The organism is Pseudomonadales bacterium (genome assembly GCA_041395945.1).
Lineage (GTDB): Bacteria > Pseudomonadota > Gammaproteobacteria > Pseudomonadales > Azotimanducaceae > SZUA-309.
This window is the reverse complement of the sequence record JAWKZN010000002.1, coordinates 211,432-233,867: the sequence shown is the minus strand read 5'-3', so window position 1 is coordinate 233,867 and position 22,436 is coordinate 211,432. Positions and strand designations below refer to the sequence as shown.

Sequence of the window (22,436 nt, the reverse complement as noted above, 5' to 3'; positions counted from 1 at the left end):
TCCAAGTACGCTTCTTCGACAGGTTCGCGTCCGGCTCGCACCCGGATGGGGATTGCGCCTTACAACCCGTTGATACAGCAGGGGTTAATTGCATCCCGAAAATATCGAACAATGGCACGAAACTGGCTGAGCTGGTTGAAGCGGAAGTGGCAAAAAGCGCTGCCGTGTCCCAGTGCCGGAGGGAACACACATCTTGCTGGATGTTCGAATGCTCAAACTGTCGTGCCGCAGTCGGCTGCTTGCGCTGTTGCTCGGTTGGGTGGTGACGGCTGCCTGGGGCGATGACACGCAGATCGACGAAATCGTGGTCACGGCGGTGCGGGAACCGATCGCCGCGCTGCGGCTGCCCTTCAGCGTATATGTGATCGACCAGCAGCAGATTCACCAGCGACAGTTTCGGACGCTGCCGCAGGCGCTTCGCGACGTGCCGGGAATCATGGTGCAGGAGACCGCTTTCGGCCAGGGCTCGCCCCATCTGCGGGGTTTCACAGGCTTCCGCACGTTGATGCTGATCGATGGCGTACGGTTGAACAACGCGGTGTTCAGGGATGGGCCCAATCAATACTGGGCGACCGTAGATCTGTTCGGAATCGATCGGCTGGAGGTGGTGCAGGGACCTGCCTCCACCCTATATGGCAGCGATGCCATCGGCGGCACGGTCAACGCGCTCACCATCGATCCCTTCGACGCCGACTCCCGCGTGCTGGCACGAGTGGCTTCCGCCGAGCAGTCGGCGTCGGGTCGGGTACAGGCGGCGTGGCAACCGGGAGCGCAGACGGCGCTCGTTGCGGCAGTCACCGGCAGGACGTCGGATGATCTGGATGGCGGACGTCATGTCGGCAAGCAGGGCGGTGTTGGCTTCGACGAACATGGAATGGATCTCAAGGTTTCCCATCGGCTGGGTGCCGGGTGGACGCTCGACGGGTTGCTGCAGCAGGTGCGGCAGAACAATGTGCCCCGCACCCACAGCACCCGGGAGGCGGTGTCCTGGCACGGGACAACAGTGGGAAGCGATCTCCGGCGTGAACTCGATCAGGAGCGGAACTTCGGCTATCTCCGCCTGAGCAGTCCTGGTCTCCCGGGTGTGGTGCAGAGCGTGTCTCTGACAGCAGCCGGATCGCGGGTCAAGGAACTGACCGATCGGATCCGCTCCAGCGGCACCCGCGAAAAACACGACTTCGAGGTTGACACTCTGGGCCTGCTCGCAGCCCTGCAATCAGAGACACCCTTCGGTCTGCTGACCTATGGTGTGGACTATTATCTGGATTCGGTGGATTCCTCCTCCACCACGAATCCGGTACAGGGCCCGGTCGGCGACGATGCGCGATATCAGAATCTGGATGTCTATCTGCAGAATCGGTTCAGCTGGCTCGAACGGGGTGAGTTACTGCTCGGTGTGCGACATACCGAAGTCGACACCAGGGTCAGACGGGTGTTGGACCCGCTCTCCAGCGAATCCTTCCGAATCGAGGAAGACTGGTCCGCCACGGTCGCCAGCGGGGGGATCAGCTGGGCGCTGTCTCCCGACCGGATGTCCGTGTTTGCGAATATCGCCCAGGGCTATCGTGCTCCCAACCTCTCCGATCTCACGAGATTCGACAGTGCCCGGACCAACGAGATAGAAGTGCCGGTACCCGGGCTGGAAGAGGAGCGATTTCTGTCGCTGGAAACAGGGCTCAAGATCCATACAGAACGGGTTGATCTGCAGTTTGCGTATTTCCACACGGATATCGACGATCTCATTACGCGAGTGCCCACGGGTGAGGTGTTCGATGGCGAGTTCGTGGTCAGCAAGGCGAATGTGGGTGATGGTGTTGTGAAAGGTATGGAACTGTCCTGGCAGGTGGCGCTCGATGCAGGGACTTCTCTTTTTGGTCATGCGACCTGGATGGATGGCTGTCTGGAGACCTATCCGACCTCAAACCCGGTGCCTGCGAGTGAGCCCATCGATCGGCTGATGCCACCGAGCGGTGCCATTGGCCTGCGCTGGAGTCCGGATCCCGGTCGCTTATGGCTGGAGGGGCAACTGGTGGCGGCAGAGGGCCAGAGAGATCTGTCCACGCGGGATGCGCAGGACACCAGCCGGATTCCGCCAGGGGGTACCCCGGGATATGCGGTCGTGCACCTGCGTGGTGGTTTCAGATTCAGTTCCCAGCTCGCCATTACCCTCGGTATCGAGAATCTGACGGATCGGGACTATCGGATCCACGGCTCGGGGACGAACATGCCGGGGCGTAATCTGATCATGACCCTGGCCATGGAGCTCTGATCCGCGGCTCTGCGAGGTTCAGTCCTGCAGTTCCACCCGATCGTAGATTGCGGTGACCTGTTTGAAATTGAGCAGCAGCGAGTGGGAGAGGTGTTTCTCCTGATCGTGCAGATGGTATTTGAAGCGTTTCTGTTTCTGGCCCTGCAGGAAAGCGTCGTAGTCTTTGGTCAGTTCCCGCACATCGCTCACGATCTCCCGGCTCCAGGTGGCACGGAAGGGTCCGAGGATGGCGCCGCCGCGCAGGCAGATGGTGATCTCGTGGTTGGTCAGTCCTTCCGGCACGTCCGTCTCCCTTCGTGTGGATGGTCGCCCATGATAAAGACTTCACGCGGGGAATGAATGGTGGAAAAAGGTCCGGATCTATTCGACGGTGCGGACGTTCGAAGAAGGGACTGGGAGGGGGTGATCCACATGCGGGGGTGGGGCAGGGGATGGCGGACCTCGCTCCGGCGCTCCGCGCTGCCCGCCTCAACCGGCTTGCCCCGAGGCGGGTCAATCCGGCGTCGTTGGCGTCGCTACACGGTCCGCCATACCCTGCCCCACCCCCGCATCTGCAGCGCGCTCCAAGTCCGTCTTCGAAAGTGTGTGCTGTCGAATTGAGTGGTCCGCAGCCAGTCAGGTGTTTGTGAGGTGACATCACACAACAGGTGCGCCTTCCTGCGGTGGGAGATACCTGTAGTTCGGACTGTCCGCAGGCAACACTGGAAGAGATTCCGGGAGAGGACGGGTCACGAACAGCGCAGGCTCTCGCAGGCAGGCGTGAGGGAGGGTAGGGCTGGGACCCTGTAGCGCAGCACTGCGGCAGCGGATTGACTCGTGTTCCTCACGAGGCAAGTCCGCAGAGCAGTGGCACCCTGGAAGGGCTGCGCGAGGTCTCAGCCCTACCCTCCCTCACGACTGCTTTCGACAATCTCTGCGGGATTCGAGGACCCGTCCCAAGTCCCAGCATCGCTGTCCAGGCTCCCGCCCGCCAGCCCCAGCCAGGAATCGATGACGATTCCGGGTCAGTCCAGCGCGTGGCTACCCATAAACCAGACCAGCGGCGATTCGCCCGTATTGCGCAGGATCGGCGCGCTGTCCGGATGGGCGAGGGACAGCAGGTCGCCGGCTGCCAGGGCAACCCGCTGCCCGTCGCATTCGAGCGCGCCGCTGCCCGCGATGATCTGCAGAAACATTTCATCCCGTGAGAGACAGGGCAGTTCACAATCCATCCCGCCGGATTCCAGTCGACCCTGCATCAGGCCGAGGCGACGCATCCCGGTCATCGCACCGAGGTCGCGCAGCTTCTCACTGCCCGTGGCCCGGACCAGAGTCTGAATGCCTTTACCCGGTGGTCCGTTACGATCCACTATTTCAGGTCACCGGGTTCGGCGAGAGCGTTGTGTGCTGGGTCTGTCATGGGCTCATCCCGGTCAGGCTCGCGCTGCGCTGCCAGAGAATCTCCCGGGCTGCGGGGTCCTGCGCGGCGGCGGCAACCGGCCGGATCTTCTGATGTTCATCGAAATACGCACCAGTGACACCGGCCAGTTCCTCCGCCAGCGCGAGATGCAGCGTGGTGCGCGCGCCGCGCTCTTCGTCGAACATGAATCTGCGGAAAATATGGCCGGCCTTTTTCAGCCAGGGTCGGGTGTCGGGAATGATATTGGTCGCCACCACTCCGGGATGCAGACAGTTGACGGTAACGTCTGTCCCGGCAAGCCGCTCGGCGAGACTCAATGTGAACATCACCAGGGCCTGCTTCGAGCTCGCATAGGCCCGCATGCCCCGGAACCTGCCATCCGGCTGTGGCAGTTGTGGATCAAGCCGGCCGAGAGCGTGTACTTTCGATGCGACATTGATGACGCGCGCCTGTCCCCGCTGTCTCATGGATTCGATGAGCAGGCGGGTGAGCAGGTACGGACCCAGGTAGTTGGTTGCCAGGGTCATTTCGAAACCATCGACGGAACGATGCGCTGTACTGGCCATCATTCCGGCGTTGTTGATGAGCAGATCGAGGTGCGGGTGCCGTGCGCGGAACTCGGCGGATGCTGCGCGAATCGAGGCAAACGAAGCCAGATCGCAGTGCAGCAGTTCGATCCGTCCGCTGCCTGTGCATCCTGTGAGTTCCTCCTGCACCATCCTGCCCCGTTCGAGATCGCGACAGGCCATCACCAGGGTCATGCCGGCGCGGGCGAGTTCTCTCGCCGTCACCCGGCCGATGCCGTGGGTGGTGCCGGTAATCAGGCACACGCCTGCACTCATTGTGGGGGCCCGCTGCCGGTACCCTTATCCACCGTGGCGTCCTGTCTGCCCGGACGGTTCGCCCAGCGCGCATCGTGGGTGGCGGCGATCCGCGCACGGAAACGGCGGAGGAGTATCACAGCGAGTATCAGGGCACCCAGCAGGGCGAGTAGAGGATAGGCAAGGCGATCGATCCACTGTGTGGCCTGCAGATCACTGTGGATGGCGGCGAGCATCGTGCCACCGAGCGCGACTGCGGCGAGATTACGTGTCAGTGCCCAGGTACCGGCCGCCATGAGAAGGGGCAGCCAGAGGCGCTGTGCCGTGCTGTCTGCGCCCGGTACATACCAGAGCAGACAGAGGATCAGCACCCCGACGCCGGTACCGCGGAGCCACAAGCCCGGACCGTTCACGTCACGATGCCCAGTGCGCCGCCGTCGATACGGATGTTCTGGCCATGGATGCCAGCAGCGAGGGGGCTTGCGAGGAATGTGACCAGTGCGGCGACTTCCTCCCGGGTCACGATCCGGCCGATGGGGATGTCTGCGGCAACCCGGGGTTCGATATCTTCCCAGGTCTCTCCCCAGCCCTTGCGCCGACCGGACTCGAAATAGGCGGTCTGCACTTCCGGAGTGAGAATCAGACCCGGCGAGATGAGATTCACCCGGATACCACTGCCTGCGACCTCTTTCGCAAGACTCAGTGTCATCGCTGCCAGCGCGCCTTTGGCAGCGTAGTACTGGGGCATGCGCGCGTTCGGACGTGTGGACCCGACAGTACCGAGATTGAGAATGTTGCCACTGCCGCGCTGACGCATGGCGGGCAGCCAGTGACGGATCAGGCGCTGGGCCGACAGCACGTTTTTCTGGTAGGCGTCGAGCCAGTCATCGGTGTCGGCTGACTCCCAGGTGCCGGCGTCGGCGGTGCCGTAGTTATTGACGAGGATGTCGGGGCACTGGCCCTCGAGTTCACCGATCAGCTGTGCGGTGCCCGCTTCGCTGATGATGTTGCCGCAGACCGGCGTGCCACCACCGATTTCCTGCACCGCCGCTTCCGCCTGTCCGGCTTCGAGGCCGTGCACCCAGACCTCTGCGCCTTCCTTGCGCAGCATCTGCGCGATGATCAGTCCGGTGCCGCGATAGCTGCCGGTGATCAGTGCCTGCCGGCCTTTGAGATTCAATTCCATGGGTGATGAAGCTGTTCTGCGATACCTGGCGGACTATATCACCAACACTTCATGCACCTGCGCGCGCGCATCAGGCGCGCGCGTATACTGCCGCCCCCATGGACTGGCTGGGTTGGCTCATTTTTCTGGGTGCGGCGTTCATCGGCAGCTATGTGCAGGCGGTGACGGGCTTTGCCATGGGCATGATCGTGATCGCGGTGGCCGGTGCCAGCGGCCTGATTGGACTGCCGGTGCTGACCGCGGCTGCCAGTATCATTTCCCTGGTGAATATCGTCTTCGCGCTCAAGGGACACACCGGCTCGCTGCATCGACCCCTCGTCTTCTGGCTGGCACTGGGACAGATTCCCGCAATCGGTGTCGGTGTGTGGCTGCTGACCGTGCTGGACCGCAATCTGCAGTGGCTGCTGCAGCTGCTTCTGGGTGGATTTCTGATCGCCGGCTGTCTTTCCATGCTGCTGCGACCGAAGCCGATCACCCGGGTATCGCCACCCTGGGCGGCGCTTACTGGCGGTCTTGCCGGGGGGCTGATCGGGGGACTGTTTGCAGCCAGCGGCCCGGTAATAGGCTGGTTCTGCTACCGGCAGCCTCTGAGTCTGCCGGCGATCCGGGCTTCGCTGCTTGCTTTTTTTGCACTCACCTCCAGCAGCCGTACTCTGATCGTTGGCGTGCAGGGCGGACTCACCGCCGAGGTGCTGCTGCTGTCGATGGTGGCGATACCACTGGTGGTGCTGGGTACCTGGCTTGGGCGGGAGAATCCGCCGCCGGTCTCCGACGAGGTGCTGAAACGTGTCGTCTTCGCACTGCTGTTGCTGATGGGCTGCTGGATACTGTTGGGCGGTCTGCTGGAGATGGGAGCCTGAGCACTCAGCGGGGGCCGTTCAGAAGCGGCGTTCGAGCCAGTGCACGTCCCAGTAGCGGCCGAATTTTCGTCCCACTTCATTGAGGCGGGAAACCTCCTGGAACCCGAATGCCGCGTGCAGCTTCATCGAGGGCTCGTTGGGCTGGGCAATGAGTGCGTAGGCGCGATGCACGTCATGCGGAGAGATGGCCGCAAAGAGCTTTTCGTAGAGTTTCCGGCCCAGGCCCTGACCGCTGAAGGCCTCCTTCATGTACACGCTGACTTCGACAGAGGTGGCATAGGCGGCTTTCGGTTTCAGCGGCATGGAGCAGGCATACCCGGTGAGCTGGCCGTCACTGAGTGCGACCCAGCACTGGTGCCGGGTGTCGCCGAACTGGCTGAACCAGGGTGTACGGGTTTCGACGGTGAAGGGTTCCACATCGAAAGTTGCGTGGGAGTTCTTCACATAATGGTTGTAGATCTCAGTCACCGCACCGAGATCGTCCCGGCGGATGGGTCGAATCACATTCATCGTCGGCGGGCTTTGTGGACCCTGGCCATGGCGCTGAACAGCTCCATGACGTCGTTGGGGGTCTGATCACCGGAAAACTCCCTGTACAGGGTGGTCACGTTCACCACGATGCGTTCCGCATCACCCCAGCTGTCATAGTCGGTGAGCGAGATGTCGAGTGCGGCTTCCAGCGCCGGCATGCCCGCGTCGTAGCGTCGACGGGCCTCATCGCGGATGTATACGAGATATTCGCGTACCGCACGCACACCGCGTTTGTCGGTGATCGGACCATGCCCCGGCACAATCAGATCGACATCGAGGCCAAGCAGATAGTCGCAGGCACCGATCCAGTTCTGCACCGGTCCCGCCCAGATGATCGGGTGGCCTTCGATGAACAGGATGTCTCCCGTGAACGCCATTCTGTCCGCGGGGACGAAGGCCAGGATGTCTCCGGCTGTATGCGCGGGTCCGACCTGCTGCAGGGTCACCCGCTTGTCACCCACAGAGATGTCGAGTGCGCCTTCGAAAGTTCGGGTCGGCAGCGTCTGGCGGATGTCGCGGAAATCGAAGGCGCCGAAGCAGTGCAGGAAAAACTCGCCGACCTCTCCCATCTGGGGTGCGCGATCGATGAGGGTGGCCATCATGGCCGGGTTTTCATGCTTCAGTTCTTCTGCGCAGGCGGCCGAGGCGATGATCTCCGCTCCTTCCACCAGTTCGTTGCCGTTGCAGTGATCGCCGTTGGAGTGCGTGTTTACCAGGACATCGAATCGCCGGGTGGCCACGGGGGCGGCCCGGCGCATGGCCTTGAGCATGGCGGCGGTGAGCGTCTTGTCAAACAGCGTGTCGACGAGCAGTGAGCAATCACCGTCGGTCACTAGCCCCGCATTGGACCACCCCCAGCCGCCATCCGGCTGCAGCCACGCATAAGCGCCGTTACCCAGATCCTCTAAGCCCTGGTGGTAAGGCCGGATACCCAGTCCCATGTGCTTCCCTCTCGTGCGACCCGGCGTACAGTCTGCCGCGCCTGCTCGCCATGGTAGCCGATGCGCTGCGGGTTGGAAGCATCTGCCTGTACTGAGGGGAATTGCTAATTTCACAGAGGTTCCCTAACGTGCGCGCATGCAGGAATTCGATGCCATTCGCCCGTATACGGATGACGAGGTGCCACCGGTGGTGCGCCGACTGGTGAGCAACCCGCAGCTGCTCAATGGCGCATCCCATCTGTTCACTCCGCGACTTGCGCGTTTTGCACCTGCCGCCGCTTCCTGGCTGGCGCGGCAGGGTCTGTTACGGCGGACCAGGGATCTGGCCACGATCGCCGATGTGCAGAGATTCCTGGCCGGTTACATGCACCGGCTGGTCGAGGAAACCGTGGTGGAGCTGACGGTAACCGGCTTTGAGCAGATCGAGCCCGGCACGGCCTATCTGTTTGTCTCCAACCACCGCGATATCTTCATGGACAGCGGGCTGCTCAACTACCGGCTCTATCAGTCCGGCCAGCAGACCTGTCGGGTGGCGGTGGGGGACAATCTGCTTGCAGAGCCTTATGTCGAGGATCTGATGCGGGTCAACAAGAGCTTTGTGATTGAGCGCAGTGTGACCGGTAAGCGTGCAATCTATGCGGCTCTCAGTCGCTCCTCGAATTTCATCCGCCACTCGCTGGAACAGGGCCACTCGGTCTGGATTGCCCAGCGCGAGGGCCGGGCCAAGGATGGTTTCGATAGAACCGAACCGGCTGTTCTGAAAATGCTCGCGCTCGCCTACAGAGGCGAACAGGAGGCATTCGGCGATTTCCTGGGGCGAGTGCAACTGGTTCCGGTCTCCGTGACCTATGAGCTGGATCCCTGCGATGAAATGAAGGCACATGAACTGGCTGTCATCGAACGGGAGGGAAAGTACGAGAAGGCGCCTGGAGAGGATCTGCGCAGCATCGTGGCCGGTATGACGGGCTTCAAAGGCCGGGTGCAGCTGCATCTGTCTGCACCCCTGGCGGGCGATTTCGAGGATGCCGACGACTGCGCCCGGGCACTCGATAAGGCCATTGTCGGGGGATTGAAGGTGTTTCCCACCCATGCGGCGGCAGCGGCGGAACTGGGTATGCCGCCTGTAAAGCGGATCGATGAGTGGCTGCCCGCAGTCCGTGCCGACTTCACAGCGCGTCTCGCGCGCGTTCCGGCCGAGGAGCGCAAACAGCTGCTGGCAGGATATGCCAACCTGGTCCGCAACCGGCGGGAAATGGGATTCGTTGACTGAGCTCGCAGCAAGGTGTGCGCGCGCACACCGTGGTGTGCCCGCACTCAGGCGAAATATTCGAGGGGCGGTTCGTCGAGAGCCGCCTGCTGCTCCCGCAGACTGAGCACGTGTTCGGACCAGTATCGGGGCGAATCGAACCAGGGGAACGCTGCGGGAAAGGCCGGATCGTGCCAGCGCCGGGCAAGCCAGGCAGCATGGTGCATCATGCGCAGGGTTCGCAGGGCTTCGATGTAGCGCAGCGAACGCAGGTCCAGCTCGTGGAAAGGCAGGTAGGCGTCGAGCAGTATCTGCAGCTGGGCCTGGCGTTCGACCCGCTCTCCGGATAACAGCATCCACAGATCCTGGATCTCCGGTCCCATCACACAGTCGTCCAGATCGACAAAATGCGGCAGATCGGCGCGCCACAGCACATTGCCCATATGGCAGTCGCCATGGATGCGCTGGGTGCGAAGCGGCGGCGCAAGGATTTCTCCGATAGCTGCAAGCAGGTGTTCGGTAGTGCTGGCATAGGCGGCCTCGGTGTCTGGTGGCAGCCAGTTACCGGTGAGCAGAAGTTCGCGGCTTTCGATTCCGAGACGCTCGATGGTCAGCGCCGGGCGATGCTCAAATGGACGTACGGCACCCACGGCATGGATGCGAGCGAGGGTGCGGGCCAGCACCTCGAAATCGTCCGGATCTTCGAGATTGGGGGGATGGCCGCCCTGGCGTGGGAAAACGGCGAACTGGAATCCCGCATGCTCGAAAAGACTTGCGCCCTCCCGGCGCAATGGGGCCACCACCGGCAGATCGTGCTCCACCAGTTCGAAGGAGAAAGCATGCTCTTCCTCGATTGCCGCCAGGCTCCAGCGGGCGGGCCTGTAGAATTTGGCGACGACGAAATCACCGGTATCGAGACCGATCTGGTAGACGCGGTTTTCGAAACTGTTCAATGGCAGGAGGCTGCCGCTCGGCAGAAATCCAACCGATTCCAGGGCATCGAGGATGGTATCCGGCGTGAGTCCGTCGTACGGCGTTTCGGTCGTTTCGCTCACCGGCGGCCGCCGCAGGGACCTGGACACCCGAGCGGCGTCTCCGCGGGGTGGTTTCGGGATCTGTGGCTGTCCATGGTGGCGCTCCGGCCGCGGATTCGGGGCGGCATTCTAAGTCACTGGACCGGAAAGATCCTGATCGCCGGAATCATCGCGCGGGCTCATCGGATTCTGCACGGCTGCGCGTTGCACACCAGACATGTATGTCACCGGCGCCGGCCTGGCGCAGACAGCGCGCCAGCGCGGCGGCGGTTGCACCGGTGGTATACACATCGTCGAGGATGGCCAGGGACTCACCCTGCCAACGTCGGCGGGCGGCGAAAACCGCTTCGACGTTCTCCCGCCGGCCTCTGCTGCCGCGACCCGGCTGAATGGGACTGTGACGGGTCCGCCGCACCGCGGTGTGCGCCACCGGAATGCCCAGGGCGCGATGTACGGGTCCGGCGATGAGCGCGGCCTGGTTGTGGCCCCGCCGGAAGAGCCGCTGCCAGGACAGGGGCACAGGTATGAGAAACTCGGGTCTTCTCTCGGGAAACGGGTAGGCGTCGACGAGGGCCCGGGCGAGCAGGGCGCCGAGCACCCGGGCTTCCACGAGCCCGGCCGAGCGTTTTGCGCGAACGACCCAATCAGCTGTACAGGCTCTGTAGTCCAGAGGTGCTATCAGGGGGTCGAGATCGGGTGTGGTCTCGAAGGGTGCTGCACTGTTTCGCCAGGGCAGAGAGGCAAGGCAGGAGGAGCAGAGCTGGATCTCTCCCGCTCCTCCCGCCTCACGGACGGACAGTCGGATGTGACAGAGCAGGCAGATCAGACCGGGCAGGTACGCGAACATCCGGCAAGTGTCGCTGCCGTGGCGCAGACGACCAAGCGGCGTCTGGCAAGTCGACTTGTGAGACTCGGGTCACAATCCAGGCACTTCTTACACCCGGATGCTGTGTTGCGACGGCCGCCGGGCCTATGCTGGCCGGGCATTCGAAAACCGCTGCAGGCGGAAGAGGTCCGAGATGGCTGTGAATCCGATGATGGAGAGCGTTTTCAACGCTGGCGTCAATGGGATGAATTCGGCGATCAGAGGTGTGAAACAGGCTGCACAGGAAGTCGCTGAACTGAACAAGACGGGCACCGCGGAAGATGGCAGCCGAACCTATGCGGATATTGAAGACGTCACGGATGCGATCACCCGGTTGAAGCTCTACGAGCGCCAGGTCCAGGCCTCGGCAAAAGTGGTGGAAACCGCAGACGAAGTGCTCGGCTTCCTGCTCGACGTGCGGGCCTGACACTGGCCTCCGGGCACCGCCCCCCGCCGGCCCGGTCCGGTTTCGACCCCCAGACGCTGTATTTTGACAGCACCGGCAAGCATCGCTAAGGTTCTGGCCCGGTTTCCGCCCCCGTTTTTGTCTATACCTATGGTTGCCTGTACCTGTAGTTGCCTGTAACTGTAAATGGTGAACCCATGCCAGCCGCACTGAAAGACATGCGCTTCCTGATTCACGATGTGCTCGATTACGAAGGGCACTATCGGGGACTGGGGCTCGATGAACCTCTGGGTCGTGAACTGCTCGATGCGGTGCTCGATGAAGCCGCCCGCTTTTCGGACAACGAACTCGCGCCGATCAACCGCTCCGGCGATGAAACCGGGTGTGAGTTCAGGGATGGGGCAGTCACCACACCGGCGGGCTTCAAGGAAGCCTATGCCACCTACATCGCTGGAGGATGGGCGGGCCTCTCCGGCGATCCGAGCTACGGCGGGCAGGGTCTGCCGGACAGCATGACGCTGTTTCTCGAAGATCTGATGAGCTGCGCGAACATGGCCTGGACCATGTATCCGGGACTCTCACGCGGGGTGATCGAATCACTCGAACATCACGGCAGCGAGCGTCAGAAATCCCGTTTTCTGCCCAAACTGCTCACAGGTGAGTGGACGGGCACCATGTGTCTGACCGAGCCCCACGCAGGATCCGATGTGGGGCTGGCGCGTACCAGAGCAGAGCCCCTGAACGAAGAGGGTGTGTTCAGTATCAGCGGTACCAAGATATTCATCTCTGCCGGGGAGCACGATCTTGCGGAAAACATCCTTCATCTGGTGCTGGCACGTACACCGGATGCACCGGAAGGCACAGGTGGGATCAGCATGTTCGTGGTGCCGAAGGTCGACCTGGATGGCAGCCGCAATAAAGTGGTCTGCGGCGCCATAGAAGAGAAGATGGGCATACACGGCAATGCCACCTGCACTCTGTATTTTGAAGAGGCACGCGGCTATCTGGTGGGCGAGGTGAATCAGGGCATGCGCTACATGTTCACGATGATGAACGGCGCGCGACTGGTGGTGGGGCTGCAGGGTGTCTGTCAGGCTCAGGAAGCGCTGCAGCGTTCGGTGGTCTATGCCAACGAGCGACTGCAGATGCGCTCCCTTGTTGGACCCGAGGCACCCGATAAGCCAGCCGATCCGATCATCGTCCATCCGGACGTGCGGCGGCTGCTGCTCACTCAGAAAGCGGTGGTGGAAGGCGGGCGTGCGCTCGTTTATTTCGCCGGGCAGGCGGCTGACCGGGCTGACAGACTCGAAGGCAAGGCGGCCGAAGATGCACAGGCGCTGCTGGATTTCCTGACACCCATTGTCAAGGGCACGCTTACCGAACTCGGCTTCGAATCGGTCAACCACGGCATGCAGGTGTTCGGCGGCCACGGCTTCATCCGGGAAACCGGCATGGAACAGTTTGTGCGGGATACCCGTATCACGATGATCTACGAAGGAACCACCGCCATTCAGGGACTTGATCTGCTCGGCCGCAAAGTCCTGCAGACCCGGGGGCCCGGGCTTATCGTGCTGCTCGGTGAGATCGGCGGGACGGCGGCGGCGCTCAAGGCGGATCCGGAACTCGCCGCTCTGGGCGAATCTCTGGAAAAAATCGCAGGAGAATGGGGCACACTGGCGATGGATCTGGGTACTCGGGCTGGGAAGGATCTGCAGGAAGTGGGTGCAGGCGCAGTGGATTTTCTGTTCTACAGCGGCTATGCCGCACTCGCCTATTGCTGGGGCCGAATTGCACTGACCGCCCGCGCCGCACTTGCCGCCGGCAGCACGGATGAAGATTATCTCCAGGGCAAGCTCGCAACAGCGAAGTTCTACTACGCCCGCCTGCTGCCGCGCACCCGCGCCCACAAGGCCGCCATCGACGCCGGCCCCGACACTCTCATGGGGCCAAGCGCCGCGGCGCTGTCGGCGTAAGCCGACAGAAAAGGTAAATGGCCGCGGCGCTGTCGGCGTAAGCCGACAGAAAAGGTAAATGGCCGCGGCGCTGTCGGCGTAAGCCGACAGAAAAGACTGATAAGCGGCAGCGCCGCGCAAACGGGGGACACATGCTGGAGTATCAGGCACCGGAGCGGGATCTCGAATTTCTGCTCTTTCAGGTCTTCGAGGTTCAGAAAACCTGGGCGAAAATTCCGGCCCTTGCGGACTTCGGTGAGGATCTTGCCCGGGCGGTCGTCAGTGAAGGCGGTCGACTCGCGGCAGAAGTACTGGCGCCACTCAACCAGAGCGGTGATCAGCAAGGATGTACCTGGGAGGCAGGTGAAGTGCGCACACCGGCTGGCTTCAAGGCTGCCTTCGATGCACTCGCTGGCGGAGGCTGGCTCGGCCTGTCCGGCAACCCGGAATACGAAGGACAGGGCATGCCCAAGCTGCTCGGTTGCCTGCTCGAAGAAATGTTCTGGGCGGCGAATGCCAGCCTTTATCTCTACGGCACGTTGACGGTGGGAACTTCGATCTGTATCGACACCCATGGCAGCGAAGCTCAGAAATCCCTCTATCTCCCCAGGCTCTACAGCGGCCGCTGGACGGGGGCCATGGCTCTGACAGAGCCGCACGCGGGCACCGATCTCGGCATCATGCGCACCCGGGCGGAGCCGCATGCCGATGGCAGTTATCGGATCACCGGCGCCAAGATTTTCATCACTGCCGGTGAGCATGATCTGGTGGAGAACATCGTGCACCTGGTGCTTGCCAAGTTACCTGATGCGCCCGAGGGCACCCGGGGAATTTCACTGTTCATCGTGCCGAAGTTTCTGACCGATGCGGACGGCAACCTCGGCGCGCGCAATCAGTTCGGCAGCGGTTCCATCGAACACAAGATGGGCATCCGCGCCAGCGCGACTTCGGTCATGAACTATGACGGTGCGGTGGGCTATCTGATCGGTGAAGAGAATCAGGGTCTGGCCTGCATGTTCACCATGATGAACTATGAGCGCCTGTCGGTCGGCCTGCAGGGGCTGGGTGCCGGGGAGCTCGCTTACCAGCAGGGTGCCCGCTATGCCCGGGAAAGGCTGCAGGGCCGCTCACCGACGGGTCCGAAAAATCCGGATGGTGCAGCGGACTCTCTGCTCGTGCACCCGGACGTGCGCCGGATGCTGCTCAGCGCGCGTGCGCTCACCGAAGCGGGTCGGGCTTTTGCCATGTTTGTCGGGCTGCAGCTCGATCTTGCGAAATATGCCGGTGACGAACAGGCGGGCCGTTTTGCCGAACTGCTGACTCCGATTGCCAAAGCGTTTCTAACCGATCGTGGATTCGACTGTGCGGTGCTGGCCCAGCAGGTGTTTGGCGGACACGGTTACGTGCAGGAATGGGGTGTTGAGCAGATTGTCAGAGACAGTCGGATCGCCCAGATTTACGAAGGTACCAACGGCGTGCAGGCGCTCGATCTGATCGGGCGCAAGGTGCTGCGGGATAACGCGGCAACTCTGGAAGAGCTCCTCGAAGGATTTGATCCGGAGACGCTCGCGGAAGCCTACCGTCAGCCGATGTCCCGGGCCTTCGAGCGTGTGCGTCAGGCAACGGCACACATCGTGCGCCAGGCGAATGCGGATCCGGAACTGCCGGGAGCGGTCTCCACCGATTACCTCGATCTGCTGGGATACACGCTCTATGCCTGGTTTTCAGCACGCATGGCGACTGTTGCCGGACAGGACGAATTCGGTACGGCCAAACGGGCCTGTGCAGAGTTCTATTTTGCGCGACTGCTGCCGCGCACCCTGGGCCTCGAAGCCAGCGTGATGTCCGCGTCTGCCAGTGTCATGGGACTCGCCGACGAAGCTTTCTAGACCGGTTCTGCAGCGGTCGATTTTTCACAGGGATGCCCGGCTCTACCCGGATCACACAGGGTGATAGAGCGCAGGTAGAGCGACCAGGCTGCGATGTCGTCTGCCGAGATGACCCGGGTGCCTTCTTCCATCGGCGGGCCACGCAGTGCGCGGGTGATCACAAAAAACCGCTCGTTGCCCTGAATGGCTTTCAGCATAGTGACCTGGGAGCGATCAATGATCCTGCTGTGATGACAGACAAGCAGATGCACGGAGGTGGGGTAGCCGTTTTCGAAGCCTGAAAAGGTCGAAAAGGATTCGAAACCTTCGCAGGTTCCCTCCTGATCCTTACTGATGCCTTTCACGAACTCGATCGGATCGGGCAGCGGTGCACCGGCCGATGATTCGAAGGTGATTTTGCGGGTCCAGCTTTCGATGCTTTCGTCTTCGGGTATGAACTCCGCCATGCGCAGTCCGGGTGCCTCACTGGCAAAGGCCTCTTTCCAGCCAGGGGGAGCTCCGGCGAGGAGCTGTTCGCCGGGCGCATACTCGACAGGTTCAGCCGGATCCGCGGCCTCATCGGTGGATGCGGCTGCGCTCGCGACTCCCGACCGGGTCGGTGTTTCGGCCTGCGCCCTGTTCTGCATCGAAGCACTTTCACCCCCCGACCCTGCTGCCGGGCCGCCATCGCCGCAGGCTGCGAGGAGCAGTACCGACAGCGTGAATGCGGCTCTCATGTCCGCTGCCTCGGGAAAGACCAGGGATGGGAGGCAGACAGGCCTCCATCCACCGGAATCGCCTGACCGTTCACGTAAGAAGCCCGGTCGCTCAGGAGGAAACAGGCCATCTGGGCGATCTCCACCGGTTGACCGGCGCGCGCGGTCGGATTGATCTGACCGATACGGCTGAGACTGCCTCTCTCTGCTGCCATTTCGAATACCGGCTTCGTCATTCCGGTTTCGATCAGTCCCGGGCAGATCGCGTTGATGCGCAGCCCGGTGCCGTAGAGCTGATAGGCGACGGTCTGCACGATGCTGATCACACCGGCCTTGCTGGCGCTGTAGTCGACGCCGCCGGCGTTGGCGCGCAGGCCGGCGACGGATGCGGTACACAGCAGTGCGCCACCGCCACTGGCGGTGAGCGCGGGGACCGCGTGCTTGACCGCGAGAAACACGCCGATCGTGTTCACCCGAAGGGTTTTCTCCCAGTCGGCGACGGTGAGCTCGGTGAGCGTCTTCCTGCCTCCGGAGACTCCGGCATTGGCGTAGATGCCATCGACACCGCCCCAGGTTTTCTGACAGGTGGCTATGAATGCCTGTACTGCGGATTCGTCACTGGCATCCGCCTGTACAGCCACAGCCTGGCCACCGGCCGCTTCGATCTGGGCTGCGGTTTCGTGTACCGCCTCGGTGAGATCCACGGCGACGATCTTCGCACCTTCGCTCGCCGCCAGGAGGCTGGTTGCCCGGCCGATGCCGGAACCGGCTCCGGTGACGATGATGCGTTTGTTATCGAGCATACCCATACAGGCTCCTTGCAAGAGACATCCGAAAATCAGAAAACATGATCGACCACGTCCTGAACGAAGGCAGTCGCGCCATCCGGGGCGAAACCGCTGAGATAGGTGATCCTGGCGCCCGGAAGGTCTGAATCACATTCGAGCCAGTGCTTCTTTCCCACCGGTCGTATCTGCCAGCCACGCTGTTCGGCGATGAAATAGTGGGGATGTTTGAGCCAGGAGATCGCGGCCGAGTCCCAGGGGTGAAATCCAGCGTCTACGGGGAACTGTCCGGTCCAGTGACGGCACCAGGCGAGCGAGTTGCGGTGAAAGTAGTCGGCGGCCGGTGAGCGGGCGGCGGCGATAGTGGCGAGGTCGGCTTCGGTGACGACGACCTGGCTGGTCAGTTCGAAGCCGGCCAGAACCACGGGCACGCCGGATTCGAGGAGCAGGCGCGTGGCACGGACGTCGTTTTCGAAATTGAAATCCCGCACAGGCCCGGCCTTGCCGATGAAGAACTCGTTGTCCCGGCTGCGGCCGGCGACGATCACCACGCTGAGCACGCGGTCGAGGATCTCCGGATGGTGGTGCACGAGCAGGCCGAGATTGGTCAGCGGACCGATGGCGGCGATGTGGCAGGACTGCCTGCGCAACACGGCGACCATCTGCTCCACGGCCTCATTGGCCACCGGCAGAGCGCCGTCTGCGGGCAGCGGCTCGGCGGCGCCCGGACTGACCGGAATGTCTGCCTGTTTCAGACTGACAATCTCCACGGCTACGCGATAGACGTCGATCTGGGGCGCATTGCCGAACACGGTTGTGACCGCCTGCAGATCGATCTCGGGAGAATTGATCGCCTCGACGATGGCGAAACCGTCATCGATGTCCCGCGGCCGACCCTCGTGATGCACCCCCAGTGCCACATCGGTATCGATGATCAGAGCCGTCATGCACAGACCTCCTCTCGAGCCATGGTGAGCCACTGGCGATACCGCTCAGCGTCCGCCTGGAGCGGCAGCCGGGCAACACCGAGCAGCCGGCGGATGACCTCCATACCAGCGAAACGTCGAATGAGGTCTTCCTCTACCCGGTCGCGGTACGGGTAGGCGGTGAGGGCGGCGGTCTCGGCAGCGGCATCGCTGCCGAGCAGGCGCAGATGGGCGAGCCACACCCCGAGGTCGAATTCCGCCGGGCCGATGAAGGCGAATTCCGGGTCGATGATGAATACCTCATCCGGGCTGCTGCCCCGCAGCCAGCTGCCCGGGTAGAAATCGCCGTGCAGCAGCACCGTGCGTCCGCTGTTCCCCGGGGCCTGCAGATAGAGGGTGCCGAGGTGGGCGGCGCGCTCTTTCAGTCGACGATCCGAGGCAAAAGCGCGGGCGAGTTCAGCGGTACCTTCCAGTGGCACGACGCCGTTGTCGGCCTGAAGGGGGATCTCGAAAATGTGGGCGTGATTGAGTTCGCGCATCGCCCGATTGGTGAACCGGCACCTGAGCGTGTCGTCCAAAGGCAGCGCATGCAGCGCGCCGAGCCATGTACCGAGTTCCGGGAGTGGGACTTGTGTGGCTGGGGAGCGGCTGGCGGCGGCAGATGACTGGGGAGGGGACCGAGGAGGCTGCTCCTGAGAGGGATAAAGACTCGTGTAGTCGCCCAGTTCGCCCAGGTCTTCGAGACACAGCAGATGTGTCTTTCGATCGTAGCCACAGATGCCCGGTGTGTGGCGGCTCAGTTTCGTTTCCGGGGCGATGGCTTCGTAGAAGGCGGCCTCCACGTCCAGACGCTCGATCGGTGCCGCGATCTGCGGATAGCGGGCAACATAGGGAACTGCCTGTTTGAGAATGAATGAGCGGGATTCGCTGCGTGCCCGCAGCACCCGATTCATGTTTCCCGGACCAGCGGGTGTGAGATTGACGAGGCGCTCTCCCCGGGCCAGCCAGCCGAGTTCCTGCAGATGGGTCTGCACTGCGGTGAGGTTCTCCGCGAGCAGCTCCATCAGCCCTCTGCTGCCGCTGCAAGTGCCGTCTGCATCCGCGCCGGGAGCTTGCGGTAGATGTCGCCAAAGCTGCCATTACTCATGATCACGATGTGACGCTTGCGTGTCGGCAGGTTCGCCAGTGTGTCGATGAGCCGATCGAGGTCGTCGTGCTGCTCGGCGGGAATGACACAGTTCTGCACGACCTCGCCGAGATCCCACTTGATGTTATCGCCGCGAAACCAGTGCACGAAATCGGCCGGTGCGCAGCAGGTGGTGAGGTCGGCCTGCAGGGTGCCCAGCGACATGGTGTGGGAGCGCGGCTCCACGACCGCCACGATCTCCTCGTTACCGACTTTCCGGCGCAGGCCCTGCAGTGTGGTGCGGATGGCGGTGGGATGGTGCGCAAAGTCGTCGTAGACGCTGACCTCACCGACCCGGGCGATCAGGTCCAGCCGGCGCTTCACACCTTCGAAGCGGGACAGTGCGGCGATCGCCTGCGCGGGTGGCACACCGGCGTGTCGGGCAGCCGCTATGGCTGCCAGGGCGTTGTGCATGTTGTGTTCGCCCACCTGATTCCATTCCAGAAGACCCAGAGGTGTGTCGTTGAGCAGTACATTGAAGGCGCTGCCATCCCGTTTCAGCAGCGCTGCGTCCCAGCGCTCGCCGATATCTGCAGGCAGCGGCTGGCGGGTGGTCGCTGCCCCGAAGCGGCTTACTGGCGTCCAGCATCCCCGGGCCAGGGTCTCGGTGACGTGTTCGTCATTGCTCGGTGCGATGATCAGGCCCTTACCCGGTACGGTGCGGATGAGCTGGTGGAACTGGCGCTGGATGGCGTCGAGATCGGGAAAGATGTCCGCATGATCGTATTCGAGGTTGTTGATGATCAGGGTACGCGGACGATAGTGGACGAATTTTGAACGGCGATCGAAATAGGAGGTGTCGTATTCGTCTGCCTCCACGACAAAGAAGGGCCGAGCGCCGAGCCGGGCAGATACGGGGAAATTCTTCGGCACTCCGCCGATCAGATACCCGGGTTCGAGACCCGCCTGATCGAGAATCCAGGCAAGCATGCTGGCGGTGGTGGTTTTGCCGTGGGTGCCGGAGACCGCAAGCACCCAGCGGCCGGTAAGAATCTCGCGCCCGAGGAATTCAGCACCGGAGGTATAGGGGATCGTGCTCTCGAGCACATGTTCCACCGCCGGGTGACCGCGGGGCAGACCCGCATTGCCGATCACTACCAGATCCGGTGCGGGATCGAGCTGGGCGGGATCGAATCCTTCGAACACTTCGATGTCGGCTGCGGCAAGCTGGTCGCTCATCGGCGGGTAGATGGCCTTGTCCGATCCCGACACCCGCATGCCCATCTCCCGCGCGAGCAGGGCGAGGCTGCCCATCAGGGTGCCGCCGATGCCAAGAAAATGGATGTGTCTGCTCACGCGGCTCCCTGGGTGGCGATCTGGCTCATGGCGACGCTGAACACCATCATACCCATGGCGATGACTGAACCGGCGACAACCGGCACCGCCAGCGCGCGGGACATGATGAAACCCGCCACCGCCACTGACCAGACGAAGAAACCCAGCGACAGGAAGTTCATGCCCGATTCACCGAACAGTGGCAGCAGGGGCACCAGCAGACCGAAACAGGCCGTGATGATGAGATCGCAGCCGAACAACGCGGTCAGGGTCGCCACCAGGCGCTGGGGGTGCTCACGGAACTGCAGTGCCAGCCATACCAGTCCGGCGTTGGTCGCCTGACCGACGACGATGCGGGTCAGGGTGGTGAGACTGTCTGTGGTGGAATCCAGGAACGATGACACGATCATGCTGCCGAGCAGATTCAAGGCGATGACGGTGGCGACGAACCAGTTCTGAGTCGGGACGACTTCCGGACTCTGGCGCAGGAGACAGATCCGCCAGAACAGCTGCAGTACTGCTTTCATAATTCTCAGTCTGTGATTGCGGAGAAATTCTCGCACAAAACGCAGCTATCGCGGAGAATGCGCGCCAAAGGCGCGAAATGTGCGCACTGATCCACAGAATGTGCGCGCGATATCAATCCAGGACCAGGGAAAGGACTGTCTTAAACCCATGTCGAAACGCAATGCTTTCTACGCACAATCCGGCGGCGTCACCGCTGTCATCAACGCCAGCGCCTGCGGGGTCATCGAGACCGCGCGCAAGCACCGGGACCGGATCGGCAGGGTGTTCGCCGGCCGCAACGGCATCATTGGCGCACTGCGTGAGGAACTGATCGATACGGGCAGAGAGTCGGCCCGGGCGATCGCCGGACTGCGTTACACACCGTCCGGAGCCTTCGGTTCCTGCCGACACAAGCTGCGCGCCTACAGCGACGATCCCCGGGAGTACGAGCGCCTGATCGAGGTCTTCCGGGCCCACAACATCGGCTACTTCTTCTACAACGGTGGTGGAGATTCCCAGGACACCGCACACAAGGTTTCCACCCTGAGTGAACAACTGGGTTATCCGATTACCTGCATTGGTATTCCGAAGACGGTGGATAACGACCTGCCCTTCACCGATACCTGCCCCGGATTCGGCTCGGTCGCAAAATACGTTGCGGTCTCAACCCGGGAGGCCGCTCTCGATGTCGCTTCGATGTGCGAGTCCTCCACCAAGGTCTTCATCCTCGAAGTCATGGGGCGCCATGCCGGCTGGATCGCCGCTGCCGGAGCACTGGCCCAGGATGCACCCGGAGATCCTCCGCACATCATTCTGCTGCCGGAAGTCGCCTTCGATCCCCAGCGCTTCCTGGCCAAGGTGCAGGAGACCGTGGAGGCGAAAGGCTACTGTGTGATCGTGGTTTCCGAAGGCGCCCAGTACGCGGATGGGAGGTTCCTGGCGGAAGCGGGCACCCGGGATGCCTTCGGTCATGCGCAACTGGGTGGGGTAGCCCCCACGATCGCGCAGATGATCAGAGCGGAACTCGGTTACAAGTACCACTGGGCGGTGGCCGACTATCTGCAGCGCGCGGCACGTCACATCGCCGCGAAGACCGATGTGGATCAGGCTTATGCGGTGGGCAGGGCGGCAGTGGAGTTCGCACTGGCGGGGAAGAACAAGGTCATGCCCGTTATCGTGCGCACCAGTGACAGCCCTTATCGATGGAAAATCGATTCGGTGGCCCTGTCGAAGGTGGCCAACATCGAACGCAGGATGCCGAAGAGCTACATTTCTGCCGACGGCTTCGGCATCACTGCCAGAGGGCGTCGCTACCTGGCGCCGCTCATCCGCGGAGAAGACTATCCACCCTACCGGGACGGCATGCCCCGGTACGTGCGGCTGAAGAATCAGCTGGTGGCGAAAAAGCTGACACCCTTCGTCCGGTAAACCGCCCTCTCGCGGAACGGAGTCCCTGACAATCCGACGCACTTTGAGTTATTGAGGATCGCTGCGGGCAGAACCTGCGCCCGTTCTCATTTTCGGGCCGGGTTCGTCTGCTATAACTACACGCGGGGCTTAGATTTTCCGCACTGAACCGCCCGCTGCAATCGATCTGCGATTGAGTTCCGGGAAGCAGCGACTCTCACCAGAGTTGTCTCGTGCGGCTCCACGTGGAGAGAAG

The 22,436-nt window shown here is 62.4% G+C and carries 22 protein-coding genes; 7 read left to right on the top strand and 15 right to left on the bottom strand.

The window, feature by feature from the left end; translation table 11 throughout:
• Positions 1-208: 208 nt before the first annotated feature.
• Positions 209-2,269 carry a TonB-dependent receptor gene (locus R3E82_17820; GenBank protein ID MEZ5552744.1) on the top strand — a complete coding sequence of 687 codons (2,061 nt, stop codon included), beginning with the start codon at positions 209-211 and terminating at the stop codon, positions 2,267-2,269.
• Positions 2,270-2,287: 18 nt separating this feature from the next.
• Here the strand turns inward: R3E82_17820 and R3E82_17815 are convergent, their stop codons facing one another.
• The 5 genes from R3E82_17815 to R3E82_17795 form a co-directional block, all read right to left on the bottom strand.
• Entirely contained in the window at positions 2,288-2,551 is a 264-nt protein-coding gene (locus tag R3E82_17815; protein ID MEZ5552743.1) for a hypothetical protein, read from the bottom strand.
• 722 nt (positions 2,552-3,273) lie between these two features.
• Complete coding sequence (locus R3E82_17810) at positions 3,274-3,618, bottom strand: hypothetical protein (protein ID MEZ5552742.1); 345 nt, start codon at positions 3,616-3,618, stop codon at positions 3,274-3,276.
• Between the two features lie 46 nt (positions 3,619-3,664).
• A complete protein-coding gene (locus tag R3E82_17805) occupies positions 3,665-4,510 on the bottom strand; it encodes an SDR family oxidoreductase (protein MEZ5552741.1) in 846 nt (281 codons plus the stop codon).
• On the bottom strand, positions 4,507-4,902 hold the full coding sequence (locus tag R3E82_17800; GenBank protein ID MEZ5552740.1) for a hypothetical protein: 396 nt from the start codon (positions 4,900-4,902) through the stop codon (positions 4,507-4,509). Before R3E82_17800 ends, R3E82_17805 begins: the two co-directional genes overlap by 4 nt.
• A complete protein-coding gene (locus tag R3E82_17795) occupies positions 4,899-5,675 on the bottom strand; it encodes an SDR family oxidoreductase (protein ID MEZ5552739.1) in 777 nt (258 codons plus the stop codon). Before R3E82_17795 ends, R3E82_17800 begins: the two co-directional genes overlap by 4 nt.
• 98 nt (positions 5,676-5,773) lie before the next feature.
• Between R3E82_17795 and R3E82_17790 the strand changes: the two genes are divergently transcribed.
• On the top strand, positions 5,774-6,535 hold the full coding sequence (locus tag R3E82_17790; protein ID MEZ5552738.1) for a TSUP family transporter: 762 nt from the start codon (positions 5,774-5,776) through the stop codon (positions 6,533-6,535).
• Positions 6,536-6,553: 18 nt separating this feature from the next.
• Here the strand turns inward: R3E82_17790 and R3E82_17785 are convergent, their stop codons facing one another.
• A complete protein-coding gene (locus R3E82_17785) occupies positions 6,554-7,045 on the bottom strand; it encodes an N-acetyltransferase family protein (GenBank protein ID MEZ5552737.1) in 492 nt (163 codons plus the stop codon).
• Positions 7,042-8,007 carry an MBL fold metallo-hydrolase gene (locus R3E82_17780; GenBank protein ID MEZ5552736.1) on the bottom strand — a complete coding sequence of 322 codons (966 nt, stop codon included), beginning with the start codon at positions 8,005-8,007 and terminating at the stop codon, positions 7,042-7,044. The genes R3E82_17785 and R3E82_17780 overlap by 4 nt, the downstream gene beginning before the upstream one ends.
• Before the next feature lie 136 nt (positions 8,008-8,143).
• Between R3E82_17780 and R3E82_17775 the strand changes: the two genes are divergently transcribed.
• Positions 8,144-9,277, top strand: a complete 1,134-nt coding sequence (locus tag R3E82_17775) for a 1-acyl-sn-glycerol-3-phosphate acyltransferase (GenBank protein ID MEZ5552735.1) — start codon at positions 8,144-8,146, stop codon at positions 9,275-9,277.
• A gap of 44 nt (positions 9,278-9,321) precedes the next feature.
• Here R3E82_17775 and R3E82_17770 read toward each other — a convergent pair whose 3' ends face one another.
• Complete coding sequence (locus tag R3E82_17770; GenBank protein ID MEZ5552734.1) at positions 9,322-10,308, bottom strand: serine/threonine protein kinase; 987 nt, start codon at positions 10,306-10,308, stop codon at positions 9,322-9,324.
• A 145-nt stretch (positions 10,309-10,453) separates the two neighbouring features.
• A complete protein-coding gene (locus tag R3E82_17765; GenBank protein ID MEZ5552733.1) occupies positions 10,454-11,134 on the bottom strand; it encodes a hypothetical protein in 681 nt (226 codons plus the stop codon).
• Positions 11,135-11,306: 172 nt separating this feature from the next.
• Between R3E82_17765 and R3E82_17760 the strand changes: the two genes are divergently transcribed.
• From R3E82_17760 to R3E82_17750, 3 genes are all read left to right on the top strand, one after another.
• Positions 11,307-11,579 (top strand): flagellar biosynthesis protein FlgE, encoded by a 273-nt coding sequence (locus R3E82_17760; protein MEZ5552732.1) that lies wholly within the window; start codon positions 11,307-11,309, stop codon positions 11,577-11,579.
• A 176-nt stretch (positions 11,580-11,755) separates the two neighbouring features.
• Positions 11,756-13,531 (top strand): acyl-CoA dehydrogenase C-terminal domain-containing protein, encoded by a 1,776-nt coding sequence (locus R3E82_17755; GenBank protein ID MEZ5552731.1) that lies wholly within the window; start codon positions 11,756-11,758, stop codon positions 13,529-13,531.
• Positions 13,532-13,662: 131 nt separating this feature from the next.
• Positions 13,663-15,399, top strand: coding sequence for an acyl-CoA dehydrogenase C-terminal domain-containing protein (locus tag R3E82_17750; GenBank protein ID MEZ5552730.1), 1,737 nt, complete (start codon positions 13,663-13,665; stop codon positions 15,397-15,399).
• Here R3E82_17750 and R3E82_17745 read toward each other — a convergent pair.
• From R3E82_17745 to R3E82_17720, 6 genes are read right to left on the bottom strand one after another with little or no spacing between them, the layout of a single operon-like run.
• Positions 15,396-16,115 (bottom strand): hypothetical protein, encoded by a 720-nt coding sequence (locus tag R3E82_17745; GenBank protein ID MEZ5552729.1) that lies wholly within the window; start codon positions 16,113-16,115, stop codon positions 15,396-15,398. The two genes, R3E82_17750 and R3E82_17745, sit on opposite strands and share 4 nt — an antisense overlap.
• Entirely contained in the window at positions 16,112-16,897 is a 786-nt protein-coding gene (locus tag R3E82_17740; protein ID MEZ5552728.1) for an SDR family NAD(P)-dependent oxidoreductase, read from the bottom strand. Before R3E82_17740 ends, R3E82_17745 begins: the two co-directional genes overlap by 4 nt.
• 35 nt (positions 16,898-16,932) lie before the next feature.
• Positions 16,933-17,826 (bottom strand): nucleoside hydrolase, encoded by an 894-nt coding sequence (locus R3E82_17735; GenBank protein MEZ5552727.1) that lies wholly within the window; start codon positions 17,824-17,826, stop codon positions 16,933-16,935.
• On the bottom strand, positions 17,823-18,869 hold the full coding sequence (locus tag R3E82_17730; protein ID MEZ5552726.1) for a phosphotransferase: 1,047 nt from the start codon (positions 18,867-18,869) through the stop codon (positions 17,823-17,825). Before R3E82_17730 ends, R3E82_17735 begins: the two co-directional genes overlap by 4 nt.
• Positions 18,869-20,287, bottom strand: coding sequence for a UDP-N-acetylmuramate:L-alanyl-gamma-D-glutamyl-meso-diaminopimelate ligase (mpl, locus tag R3E82_17725; GenBank protein MEZ5552725.1), 1,419 nt, complete (start codon positions 20,285-20,287; stop codon positions 18,869-18,871). Before mpl ends, R3E82_17730 begins: the two co-directional genes overlap by 1 nt.
• Complete coding sequence (locus R3E82_17720) at positions 20,284-20,793, bottom strand: hypothetical protein (protein ID MEZ5552724.1); 510 nt, start codon at positions 20,791-20,793, stop codon at positions 20,284-20,286. Before R3E82_17720 ends, mpl begins: the two co-directional genes overlap by 4 nt.
• 148 nt (positions 20,794-20,941) lie before the next feature.
• Here R3E82_17720 and R3E82_17715 point away from each other — a divergent pair, with 148 nt between their 5' ends.
• On the top strand, positions 20,942-22,201 hold the full coding sequence (locus R3E82_17715; GenBank protein ID MEZ5552723.1) for a 6-phosphofructokinase: 1,260 nt from the start codon (positions 20,942-20,944) through the stop codon (positions 22,199-22,201).
• Positions 22,202-22,436 lie beyond the last annotated feature (235 nt).